Origin of the sequence: Streptomyces sp. NPDC008139 (genome assembly GCF_042957025.1) — a bacterium.
Classification (GTDB): Bacteria; Actinomycetota; Actinomycetes; order Streptomycetales; family Streptomycetaceae; genus Actinacidiphila.
Window position 1 is genome coordinate 123,613 of the sequence record NZ_JBIBHM010000015.1, and the last position, 11,512, is coordinate 135,124.

Consider the following 11,512-nt stretch of genomic DNA (forward strand, 5'->3'; position numbering starts at 1 on the left):
TACGCGGGCCTGGTCCGTACGCGGGCCGTCCACGTATGCGGGCCTGGTCCGTACGCGGTCCGGGCGCGTCAACGGGCTCGTGCTTCCAGCGTGTGGGCGGCGGATGAGCAGCCGATGAGCGCGCTACCGTGACCTGGGGGAACTCCCGGAGAGGCGGTACGCGGTGCGGGTGGCGTTCGGCGTGCTGGGGCCGGTGGTGGCCTGGGCCGAGAACGGGGACGGCCCGGACGAGGCGGTACGCGGTGCGGCCCTCGCGCTGAGGGGGCCGCGGCACCGGGCCGTACTGGCCCGCCTGGTCATCGCCCGCCGCCGCGTCGTACCGGTCGCCCGGCTGGTCGAGGACCTGTGGCCCGAGCGGCCGGGGAACGACGGCGCGGGTCCCGGCCGCTCCCCCGCACCGCCCGCCGACCCCGTCGGCACCCTCCGTACCTTCGTCGCGGCCCTGCGCCGCACCCTCGAACCCGACCGGCCGCCGCGCGCGCCCGCCCGGCTGCTGGTCACCGAGGGCCCGGGGTACGCGTTGCGCGCCGCGCCCGACACGGTGGACGCGTGGCGCTTCGAGCAGGCCGTGACCGAGGCCGCCGGGCTGCCGCCGAAGGACGTACTCGCCCTGCTCCAGCGGGCGTTGGGGTGGTGGCGCGGGCCCGCGTACGCCGAGTTCGCCGACCAGCCGTGGGCCCGCGCCGAACGCTCGCGCCTGGCCGAACTGCGGCTGCACGCCGTGGAACGCCGGGCCGAGGCCCGCCTCTCCCTCGGGCTGGCCGCCGAGGCCGCCGCCGACCTCGACGCCCACGCGGCGGAGCACCCCTGGCGCGAGGACGCCTGGCGCCTGCTGGCCCTCGCCCTCTACCGCTCGGGCCGCCAGGGCGACGCCCTGGCCGTACTGCGCTGCGCCCGCGCCCTCCTGGTCGAACAGCTCGGCGTCGACCCCGGGCCCGGCCTGCGCGCCCTCGAAGCCGACATCCTCCGGCAGGACGACGACCGCCTCGACCCCGGCGCGGGTGGTGCCGAACGCGTCTGGGCCGAGGCCACCGCCGCCTACGACCGGACCGTCCCCACCGGCGCCCGCGCCCGCCTGGAATCCACCGTCACCCTCCTGCGCGGCCTCGCCGTCACCGGCGGCGACGGGCTCCGGTCCGCCCGCCGCCACCGCCTCGCCGCCGTCTCCGCCGCCGAAGAACTCGGCGACCCCCACCTCTGCGCCCGCGTCATCGGCGCCTACGACGTCCCCGCCGTCTGGACCCGCCTCGACGACCCCGCCCAAGCCGCCCAGGTGGTGGCAGCCGCCGAACGCACCCTGACGGCCCTGCCGCCCGGCCCCGCCGAAGAGGCCCTGCGCGCACGGCTGTTGGCGACGATCGCGCTGGAGACGCGGGGCGGGGACGTCGGCGGCGGGGACGGGCGCGGGGCGCAGGCGGCGCGGTTGGCGCAGGAGGCGGCGCGGCGGCTGGATGATCCGGTGCTGCTGGCGTTCGCGCTCAACGCGACCTTTATGCAGACGTTTCAGCGGGCCGGTCTGGCGCCGGAACGCGATGCGATCGGTGCGGAGCTGGTCGAACTCTCCGCGCGGCACGGCCTGTTCACGTCCGAGGTGCTCGGCCGGCTCATCCGGCTCCAAGCGGCCTGCGCACGGGACGACTTCGGGGCGGCGGACGAGCACGCCGCCGCCGCCGACCGGCTGGCGGAGCGTCATGAACTGCCGCTCGTAGGGGTGTTCACCCGGTGGTACGGGGCGCTGCGGCTCGCGGAGACCGGGACCTTCGAGGCGGCCGAGGCCGCGTACGGGGATGCCGCCGCCGAGCTGACGGGGGCCGGGATGCCGGGGCTGGAGCGCGGGCTCCTCCCCCTCGCCCTTCTGTGCCTGCGGCTCCGGCACGGCCGCGACCTGCTCGTCCTCGCGCGGACCGACGCCGACTGGGGCCCGTACGCCCCGTGGGTCCGCCCCCTGCTCCTGCTCGCCGAGGACCGCCGCTCCGAGGCCGCCGCCGCACTTCGGGGTGCCCCCGCGCCCCCGCACGACCTCCTCTACGAGGCCATGTGGACCCTCACCGCCCGCGCCGCCCTCGCACTCGACTCCCCGCCAGCCGCGCGGCGCGCCCACGCCGAACTGCTGCCCGCCGCAGGTGAGCTGGCCGGCGCCGCCAGCGGACTCCTGAGCCTCGGCCCCGTCGACGGCCACCTGCGCGACCTGGCCGCCGCCCTGCGGACCCCCTGACCGAATTCGACGTGCCCCGGCCCGCCTTCCCCCGCCATCATCAGCGCATGGTCCACATCGAGGTCGTCCAGGGCGACATCACCAAACAGGCCGTCGACGCCATCGTCAACGCCGCCAACGAGTCCCTCCGGGGCGGCGGCGGTGTCGACGGCGCCATCCACTGGGCCGCCGGCCCCCGTCTCGCCGAGGCCGGCGCCGCCGTGGCGCCCTGCGCGCGGGGGGACGCCGTCGCCACCCCCGGGTTCGACCTCGACCCGCCGATCCGGCACGTCATCCACACCGTCGGTCCCGTCTGGAAAGGCGGCGCCTCCGGCGAGGCCGACGTCCTCGCCTCCTGCTATCGCCGCTGCCTCGAAGTGGCCGACACCCTCGGCGTCTCCACCCTCGCCTTTCCCGCCATCTCGACCGGCGTCTTCGGCTTCCCCGCCGACCAGGCGGCTCGCATCGCCGTCGCCGTCCTCACCCACGCGTCGACTCGCGTCGAACACGTACGCCTCATGGCCTTCGACCGCCCCTCCCACGCCATCCTCGCCACCGCCCTCGCCGAAGCCTGACCCCTCCCCGGGGCTCGCGGTGACGCGCAGCCCCGTCGTGCCCCGTCGCGCCCACGCGGCGCCAACCGCCCCCCTAAAAACCCCGACCCACCCACCCGCACGCGGCCGAGCCCCACAGGGGCGCGAGGAACGGCGCGAGCAACCCCCACCGGACCGGCAGCCGGGAAACCACCGACACCACCCCGAACCGACCGGCGAGGCCCAGCGGGCCACTGCGGAGGGGCGAGGAACTGCGCGGGTAAGCCCCGCCGGGCCGGGGGTCGGGAAAGCGCGGGGGCCGGGAAAGCGCGGGGGCCGGCCCGGCAGGGGGCGGGACCCCCGTCAGGGGGGCTGGTCGCGGTGGAGGGTGAGGCGGGTGAGGTCGATGACCAGGCGGAGCAGAAAGGCGAGGAAGACGAGGTCGATGAGGACCTGGACGCTGACGAGGATGCGGGCGAAATCGCTGGTGGGGGCGATGTCGCCGTAGCCGACGGTGCCGAGGGTGACGATGGCGAAGTAGAGCCCGGCGGTGCGGTTGACCGGCTCGGTGAAGCTGCCGGGTGAGAGGTGGGAGAGAGAGACGTAGGCGCTGGCGAAGAGCGCGAGGAAGAAGGCGAAGGTGACGACGAGGGTCTCCACGGCGCGGAGCTGAGGAAGGTCGGCGCGGAGGATGCGGCGGAGTTCGAGGAGCATGACCGCGACGAAGACGACGGCGCCGATGCCGAGCCGGATCAGGGCGGCGGCGTCGGGACGGCCGCCGTTGAGCGGCAGGAAGTAGTACAGGACCAGGATCGCCGCCGTGGACAGCACGCAGCGGACCACACTCGCGGCCATCGCCCGGCGCCGCTCGGGGCGGTCGAGGTCGGCCAGCCGCCGCGCGCTCATCGCATCACTCCCTCGCCGGACGGACCGCCGGTCTCGATCGTCCGGCGCCCGCACCCCGGCGGCAATCCGGCCGGGTCCAAACGGGAACGCACCGCGTTCCCCTTTCTCCTCCGCCCCTCCCACCCCTTCCATAGTTCGTGTCACGAACCACCACCCGATCGCCCCTATCCCGTAGGCTGGCCGTATGGGGAAGGACGCGGGCGAGCACATGGGAGTCGTCACCGCATTGGTGCGCTCCTCCTTCCTGGTGAACGCCGTGTACGCGGAGGCGGGCCGGGGGTACGGACTGACGCCGCAGCAGGGGCAGTTGCTGTGCGTGCTGATGGGACAGCCGCTGGGGATGGGCGAGTTGGGCAGCATCCTGGGGCTGGCGAAGTCGAGCCTGACCGGCCTTGTGGACCGCTGCGCGCAGCGCGGGCTGGTACGGCGGGAGGCCGATCCGAGCGACGGCCGAGCGGTACGGGTCGCGCTCACCGCCGAAGGGCGGTCGCTGGTCGACGCGTTCTACGCCGACACCTGCCGCCGCGTCGAGGAGTTGCCGTCCGGCCTGACCGAGGCGGAACGCGGCACGCTCGCGGGTCTGCTCAGCCGCGTGGTCCGCGACAACAAGGTGCCCGCCGTCTTCCTCGAACTGGACGAGGGCCCCGTCGCGCACTGAGCATGCGCCACGTCCCGTACCCGAAGGCTCAGCCCGTGCCGAAGAGCGCCGCGAACCGCCCCACGAGCAGATCCCGCCCCTTGTACGCGGCCACCCGCTCGGCCGGCAGGAGCACGGGTACGGGGGTCGGCCGGTCCTCGGACAGGGTCTGGCCGACACCCCCGCCGGGCCCGAGCGGCAGCAGGACGGACGGTACGGGCGAGGGCCGGTAGACGGCCGAGGGCCGTTCGCCGCGCACCTGGGCGAGGATGTTCTCGGCGACGACGGCGGCGTGCTTCATGGCGTACCCCGCCATCTTGGCCTCGGCGAGGTCGGTGAGGTCGCCGAGCGCGTAGACGTGGTCGTGGACGCGGTCGTACGTCCCGCCGTTGCCATGGACGTTGAGCGTGTCGGTGACGCGGACCTGCCCCTTGGGCGTACGGGCGGTGAGGCGGCCGTCGGCGAGGTAGTGGCCGTTGACGCGTACGCCGTAGCAGCGGAACCAGATGTCGGCGGTGACCTGGTCACCGGACGACGTGGCGACCGTGAACGTCTTCGCCTGCCCCGGCTCGGTCGGCGGCTGCGCGGCCAGGGTCGTACCGAGCCGCAATTCGACATCCAGCGCGTCCAGTTGGCGCAGCAGGTCGTCCCGAAGCTCCGGCATGAAACCGGAGAGCAGCCGCTCGGCCGGGTCGAGGACGACGATGTGCTTGTCCGGCCACACGGCCCTGATCTCACCGGCGAGTTCGAGCCCGACGGGGCCCGCGCCGACGATCAACACCCGCTCGGACAGCGCCAGTTCGTCGTGACCGACGCGCAGCCTGCGCAGCGCCTCGGCCGTGGAGTCGGTTTCGGTCTTCGCCGGGAAGGCGTAGTCGGAGCCGGTGGCCAGGACGAGGAAGTCGGCGTCGACGCGGGCGCCGGAGGCCAGCGTGACGCCGCCGGGGTCCACCGAGGCAGCGCGCTCGCGGACCACCCGGCCGCGCGCCAGCAGCCGGTCGTACGGGAAGAACATGTTCGCCGCCCAGTCGGGCCTGACCAGGGCGCGCAGCGCGCCCGCCGCGTGGACGAAGGCGTCCTTCGGCTCGATCAGGACGACGTCCGTGTCCCGGTCCAGCGCCTTGGCGACGGCGGCGCCCCCGTACCCCCCGCCGACAACCGCGACCGTACGCACCGCGCCCTCCCCACCGACACCCGCACCCGCACCCGCACCCGCACCCGCACCCGCACCCGCACCCGCCATGTTCACCACTCCCCGCACGCCTCGACATCTCGTTCGCTCTACGAACCATATTAGTTCGTAGAGCGAACCGTAAAGCCGCGCAGGTGAGGGGCGCGGACGACGGGAGAGACGGAAGGCCGCGGACACTGCTTGACTCTCACGTCGGGGAAGACCCCAGCATCGGACGCGCGCCGGACGAAGGCCCGGCGTGAGGAGGGACGGAGGAGCGCGGGCATGGAGCGGGACACGGGACCCGGCCTGATGGGCATCGGGGCCTTCTCGAAGGCGGCCAGGCTGTCGCAGCGGGCGCTGCGGCTCTACGACGAGCTGGGCCTGCTCTCCCCCGCCCGCGTGGACCCGGCGACCGGCTACCGCTGGTACGCACCGGAGCAACTGGAGAAGGCCCGCCTGGTGGCGTGGCTGCGCCGCCTCGGGATGCCGCTGGCCGGCATCCAGGAGGTCTGCGCCCAGGACGGCCGGGACGCGGCCCTGTCAGTCCGCGCGTACTGGACCCGCGTCGAGGCCGACACCGCCGCCCGGCGGGACCTGGCCACCTTCCTCATCGACTACCTGTCCTGGAAGGACCCCGCCATGTCAGCCGCCACCGCACCGCTCGGCATCCGTTACGCCGCCCTGTCCGACACTGGGCTCGTCCGCGAGAGCAACCAGGACACCGCCTACGCGGGCTCCCGCCTGCTCGCCGTCGCCGACGGCTTCGGGACCGGCGGCGCCCCCGCGGGCGCCGCGGCCGTCGACGTACTGAAACTCCTCGACGCGGGCGCGGGCACCGTACCCGCCGGCGAACTGCTGAACGCCCTGGAGGACGCCGTCGAGCAGGCCGGACAGGCCGTCCGCGACATCGCCGCCGCCGAGCGCGAGCCGGGACACGTCGGCACCACCCTCACCGCGATGCTCTGGACCGGCTCCCAGCTCGCCCTCGTCCACATCGGCGACTCCCGCGCGTATCTGCTGCGCGACGGCGGCTTCTTCCAGATCACCCACGACCACACGATGGTCCAGTCGATGGTGGACGAGGGCCGCCTCAGCCCGGCCGAGGCCGAGTCCCACCCCCAACGGTCCCTGCTGGCACGGGCGTTGTCGGGTACGGGCCCGGTCACCGACGGGAGCGCGGGCGCCGACATCCGGCTCCAGGACGCCCGCCCCGGCGACCGCTATCTCCTCTGCTCCGACGGGCTGTCCGCCGTCGTCCCGGCCGACGACGTACACGCCACACTCGCGACGACCCCGGACCCCGACGACGCGGTCCGCGCGCTCGTGACCCTCGCCAACCGCAACGGCGGCCCGGACAACGTCAGTTGCGTGGTCGCGGACGTCGTGGAGCTGCCCGCCTGACGCGCATGGCCCCCTGATCCGCCGGACAGGCCCCTAGGACTTGGGCTCCAGCACGTCCACGCGCGGCAGGTCCCGGTGCCGGTGGTGCGCGTCGGCGACGGCGGCCAACGCGGGCCGGTCCAGGGCATGGTAGGCCGCGGCCAGCAGCTCATGGGCGTGACCCTCGCGGGTCGCGTCGCCGACCGAGGCCCAGTGCAGGTCGCGGCCGAGGACCAGCGCCTCCGTCGGGTCACCGGCCGCGAGGCGCCGCCGCGCCTCGGCGACGGCCGCCGCCAGCTCGCCGGGGTCCGCGAAGACCGCGGCCATGTGCGTGCCGAAGGCGTGCTCGTCCACGCCGTTGTGCGGCGGGCGGCCGAGCGCGGTCTCGCCCGCCGCGAGGGCGCCGCCGCCGTCGAGCGTGGTGATCCGGTCGGGTTCGACCGGCGGGCGCCGGTAGCCGTACGTGTGGGCGCGTACGTAGTCCGCGCCGGTCGCGGTACGGTCGCCGGTCTCGAACTCTCCCAGTTTCGAACGGAGTCGGGCCATCCCCGGCGCGCGCTCCGCGACCTCGTCCGGCTCCCGGCCGGTGTCCTCGTGCAGGTCGTACCAGTGGCGTTCGAGCGTGGCGCGGACCGCCTCCAGCGGGGTGCGGCAGGTACGGTCGATACCGCCGCCGTCGTTGTTGTAGTACGAGCCGACGCCCGCGCAGGTGCGGCCGTCGTCGTACCAGAGGCCGTAGTGCAGGCCGTCGGTGCCGCCGTGCAGGAAGGTCAGGAACTCCGGCGGGTCGCGGTAGTAACGTCCGTGCGCGCGGATGTCGACGCCCTCGCGGGCCCGCGCGCCGGGGGCGTCGAAGAGGTCCATCACGCCGTACGGCCACAGCTCCAGGTCCGCGAAGGCCGACGCCTCGACGGGGTCGAGCGACCCGATGAAGTCGTGGAACCGGAACAGCGAGTCCGGCAGCTCGAACCCCCAGTCCGCCAGCACGCGCGCCTCGACCGCCGCCCGCAGCCGCTCCCGCTCCCGCTCCCGGTCCCGGTCCCGTTCCCGGTCCCGTTCCTGCTCGCTCATCCGTCCGCCCCGTTCGACGCCGCCCCGCGCCCGGCTCTGTCCCTGACCCGCGCAGGCTAGCGAAGGCCGCGCAGCCGGGGCGGTGGCGGGGCGGGGCCGGGGGCGGCACTTGGGCGGGCGGCAGGCGATGATCGGACCATGAGCGAAATCGTGCTGATGTCGGACCCGCGCATCGCGGCCATCCCCGTCGAGGACTGCGACGAGCCGCTGCTCGACGTGCGGGGCGACGTGCGGGGCGACGGACGAGGCGGTGGCCCACGGGGCGGGGCGGGAAGCAGCGGCCCCGGTACGGACGGGCCGCTCGGCGCCGTCGACCCGCGCCGCCAGGACGACGACGGCAGCTTCGCCCACCTGCGCGAGGGCGTCCTGACCCGGCTCGCGCACGCGCGCACGCTGCTGCCCGACGGCGTCGGCCTGCTGTTCGTGGAGGGCTACCGGCCGCCGTCCCTCCAACGCGCCTATTTCGAGGGGTACTCGGCGGAGCTGCGCGCCGCGCGGCCGGAGTGGACGCCCGCGCGGATCAGGGAGGCGGCCAGCCGTTATGTGTCGCCGCCGGAGATCGCGCCGCACAGCGCGGGCGCGGCCGTCGACCTCACCCTCGTCGCGGACGGCCGCGAACTGGACATGGGCACCCGCGTGAACGCCAACCCCGAGGAGAGCGCGGGCGCCTGCTACACCGACGCGCCGGGGCTGTCGGCCGAGGCCCGCGCCAACCGCCGTACGCTGTCCGCCGCCCTGACCGCCGCGGGCCTGGTCAACTACCCCACCGAGTGGTGGCACTGGTCCTACGGCGACCGCTACTGGGCGCTGGCCACGGGCGCGCCGCACGCCCGCTACGGCCCCCGCGAGCGGCCCGGTTCCTGACCGCGGACCCCCCCGTACCGGGCCTTACGGTCCCCCGTACGCGACGTCCGATACCCGCCAGCGACCGGCGGCCCCGCGCACAACACTGGCCGTATGACCTCAGAGATCACCACAGCGACCGCACCCGCCGTCCACTCACGCATCGAGCCCGGAATCCTCTACTTCGGCACGCCCGTCGTGCTGCTCTCCACCGTGAACGAGGACGGGTCGGCGAATCTCGCGCCGATGTCGTCGGTGTTCTGGCTGGGGTGGCGGGCGATGCTGGGGCTCGGGGCGCGGTCGCAGACGGCGCGCAATCTGCTGCGCGACGGCGCGTGCGTACTGAATCTGCCCGAGGACTCGATGGCGGCGGCCGTGGACCGGCTGGCGCTGACCACCGGGCGCGATCCGGTGCCCGAGGGGAAGGCACGGCGCGGATACCGTTACGAGGGCGGCAAGTTCGAGCTGGCCGGGCTGACCCCGGTGGCGTCGGAGACGGTCGCGGCGCCGCGCGTCGCCGAGTGTCCGGTCGCGCTGGAGGCGGTGGTCGAGGCCACCCACCCGCTGGCCGAGGACGACCCCCAACAGCGCGGCGGAATCGTGGTGTTCGAGGTACGGATCACGCGCGTGCTGGTGCACGACAAGGTACGGGCGGCGGGCACGCGGGACCGGATCGATCCGGACATGTGGCGGCCCCTGGTGATGAGTTTCCAGCACTTCTACGGGCTCGGCCCGCGGCTGCGGGAATCGGCGCTGGCCACCATCCCCGAACGCCTCTACCGGGGGCCCGACATCGGGCGGTCGCGCGCCGACTCGGGGGCCGCAGGGCGCTCTTGACACCCGGGGGCGGCCCGCACAGCCTTGGGTGGCGCGCCCACGGCACCCGAACTCCGATACTCCGCCGGTGGCGCGCGATGTGCGACACGCGGCGCGCCGGTACGGAGCGCGGTGGGGGTGGGCACGGCGAGTGGACGCCGCCGTGGTCGTGGATGTGGGACGAGGAGGAGCCGTCATGCGCGGGCCAGACGCGTATCCGACCGTGTCAGGTGTCGCGGCGGCGGCCCGCGTACTGACCCGGCGGCATCCCGACCTGTGCCGGATGCGGCTGGCCGGGGAGTCGCGGGCCGGGCGGCCCCTGTGGCTGCTGTCGGTGGGGCACGGCAGCCGGCACGTGCTGGTGGTGGCCGGAGCGCACCCGGACGAGCAGACGGGCGGGGCGAGCGCGCTGTGGCTGGCCGAGCACGCGGTCGCCGACCGGCAGCGGCAGGCCGACGCGGATCTGACCTGGGACTTCCTGCTCTGCCTCGACCCCGACGGCACCGTGCTCAACGAGACGGGTCCCGCCGGGCCCCGGCCGCCCGCCGTCCACTACCGGCACACCTACCGCCCGGCGCCGGCCGATCTGCCCGAGCGGGCCGGGGCCTTCCGCGCGCCGGGTGACGAACTGCCCGAGACGATGGCCCTGTTGGCGGCGATCGACGACCTGAAGCCGTTCCTCCAGTGCACGCTGCACGGCACCGACGTCGGCGGCGGTTGGGTGCGGCTGACCGCCGATGTGCCGGGCCTGGCCGAGCCGTTCGGCAAATACGCGGCCGAACTGGAGATCCCGGTGCAGACCGGCACCTACGACGCGCTGCACTGGGCGGGGTCGGGGCCCGGCGTCTTCGTGCGGCCCCCCGCGGGCACGCCCGGGCGGTTCGCCGACGAGCCGGAGAACGCGGCGGGCTCCACCTGGGCCCGCCCGCACCGGCACGGCGGGCTGACCGCCGTGGTCGAGGTCCCGATGTGGGCCACCCGGCGCGTGGCCGACCAGGACGCGCACCCCGACCCCGCCCAGGCCGTCGCCTCCCTCGCCGCCCGGCTGCGCAAGGACGGCGCCGCCACCGCGTCGGCGCTGGACCGCGCCTGGCGCCTGCTCTCCCCGCAGGCCGCGCACAGCCCGCTGCTGCGCGGTGTCGAGCAGGCCGTCGGCGCCTTCTCCGGCCTCGCCGACGACTACGAGACGCTCGCCGACGCCTCCCCCGTCCCCCTGACCATGGCCCACGTCGCCGCCCTCGACATCGCCGCCCGCCGTATCCCGCTGCGCGCCTCCGGGATGCTGCTGCGGCTGCTCGACGAGGAGCGCGGCGGCGAGGGGGACCCCGGCGGCGACCACGGCCGCCTGCGCGGCCGGCTGGAGCGCCGGATCGACTCCGGCGCCCGTGACCTGCTGGCCGCGACCGACGCCCACTGGGTGCCGGTCGGCGACCAGGCCGAACTCCAGGCCAGGACCGTCCTGGCGACCGTCGACCTCACCTCGGCGCGGTGACCCGCCCCCTCAAGGCCCCGCCCTCACCCCGGAACGGTGAACCGATCTCTCCAGGAGCGCTGGGGGCCCCTCCCGGCCGAAGGTCGGGGGAGGAACCGCGCGCTCAGCCCCGACGGTGGCGCGGTGTTCGCACGGCGGGTCGTGCCCCCGAAGGAGCGCTGGGGGCCCCTCCCTGCCGAAGGCCGGGGGAGGAACCGCGCGCCCGACCACCACGCTCCCGCACGTCACCACCCGCCCCAGAGGGCCAGCCCGGTGGTGCCCGGACCACCCGCCGGTGGCGGGTTGCTCGCGCAGTTCCTCGCGCCCCTGACGGGGCGCACCGCCTTTCGTCCGGACGGCGAGCCGATCGGTTGGGCGGGCTCGGGCACGACGCTCCCGCACGTCACCACCCGCCCCACAGGGGCAGCCCGGTGGTGTCCGGACCACCCGCCGGTGGTGGGTTGCTCGCGCAGTTCCTCGCGCCCCT

General features: G+C 75.2%; 10 protein-coding genes. 7 read left to right on the top strand and 3 right to left on the bottom strand.

What is annotated here, in order from left to right; all coding sequences use genetic code 11:
* Nucleotides 1-163: 163 nt before the first annotated feature.
* Nucleotides 164-2,215, top strand: a complete 2,052-nt coding sequence (locus ACFZBB_RS29000; protein ID WP_391128336.1) for a BTAD domain-containing putative transcriptional regulator — start codon at nt 164-166, stop codon at nt 2,213-2,215.
* Between the two features lie 47 nt (nt 2,216-2,262).
* The gene (locus ACFZBB_RS29005; RefSeq protein ID WP_391128339.1) at nt 2,263-2,769 is read left to right on the top strand and encodes a macro domain-containing protein; all 507 of its coding nucleotides are present in this window, start codon (nt 2,263-2,265) and stop codon (nt 2,767-2,769) included.
* A gap of 321 nt (nt 2,770-3,090) precedes the next feature.
* On the opposite strand, the gene ACFZBB_RS29010 is transcribed toward ACFZBB_RS29005, so the two are convergent.
* Nucleotides 3,091-3,633 carry an ion channel gene (locus ACFZBB_RS29010; RefSeq protein WP_391128342.1) on the bottom strand — a complete coding sequence of 181 codons (543 nt, stop codon included), beginning with the start codon at nt 3,631-3,633 and terminating at the stop codon, nt 3,091-3,093.
* A 208-nt stretch (nt 3,634-3,841) separates the two neighbouring features.
* Here ACFZBB_RS29010 and ACFZBB_RS29015 point away from each other — a divergent pair, with 208 nt between their 5' ends.
* Nucleotides 3,842-4,291, top strand: coding sequence for a MarR family transcriptional regulator (locus ACFZBB_RS29015; protein WP_391128539.1), 450 nt, complete (start codon nt 3,842-3,844; stop codon nt 4,289-4,291).
* 28 nt (nt 4,292-4,319) lie between these two features.
* Here ACFZBB_RS29015 and ACFZBB_RS29020 read toward each other — a convergent pair whose 3' ends face one another.
* A complete protein-coding gene (locus ACFZBB_RS29020) occupies nt 4,320-5,444 on the bottom strand; it encodes an FAD-dependent oxidoreductase (RefSeq protein ID WP_391128345.1) in 1,125 nt (374 codons plus the stop codon).
* A gap of 282 nt (nt 5,445-5,726) precedes the next feature.
* Between ACFZBB_RS29020 and ACFZBB_RS29025 the strand changes: the two genes are divergently transcribed.
* A complete protein-coding gene (locus ACFZBB_RS29025; RefSeq protein ID WP_391128348.1) occupies nt 5,727-6,845 on the top strand; it encodes a MerR family transcriptional regulator in 1,119 nt (372 codons plus the stop codon).
* A 33-nt stretch (nt 6,846-6,878) separates the two neighbouring features.
* Here ACFZBB_RS29025 and ACFZBB_RS29030 read toward each other — a convergent pair whose 3' ends face one another.
* Nucleotides 6,879-7,895: an ADP-ribosylation family protein gene (locus ACFZBB_RS29030; RefSeq protein WP_391128351.1), complete on the bottom strand. Its 1,017-nt coding sequence runs from the start codon at nt 7,893-7,895 to the stop codon at nt 6,879-6,881.
* Nucleotides 7,896-8,033: 138 nt separating this feature from the next.
* On the opposite strand from ACFZBB_RS29030, the gene ACFZBB_RS29035 reads away from it, so the two are divergent.
* The 3 genes from ACFZBB_RS29035 to ACFZBB_RS29045 all read left to right on the top strand — a co-directional run bounded on the left by ACFZBB_RS29035 (nt 8,034) and on the right by ACFZBB_RS29045 (nt 11,046).
* Nucleotides 8,034-8,759 carry a M15 family metallopeptidase gene (locus ACFZBB_RS29035; RefSeq protein ID WP_391128354.1) on the top strand — a complete coding sequence of 242 codons (726 nt, stop codon included), beginning with the start codon at nt 8,034-8,036 and terminating at the stop codon, nt 8,757-8,759.
* Between the two features lie 93 nt (nt 8,760-8,852).
* Nucleotides 8,853-9,575, top strand: a complete 723-nt coding sequence (locus ACFZBB_RS29040) for a flavin reductase (protein WP_391128357.1) — start codon at nt 8,853-8,855, stop codon at nt 9,573-9,575.
* A 175-nt stretch (nt 9,576-9,750) separates the two neighbouring features.
* Nucleotides 9,751-11,046, top strand: coding sequence for a M14 family zinc carboxypeptidase (locus ACFZBB_RS29045; protein ID WP_391128360.1), 1,296 nt, complete (start codon nt 9,751-9,753; stop codon nt 11,044-11,046).
* The last annotated feature ends 466 nt before the right edge of the window (nt 11,047-11,512 follow it).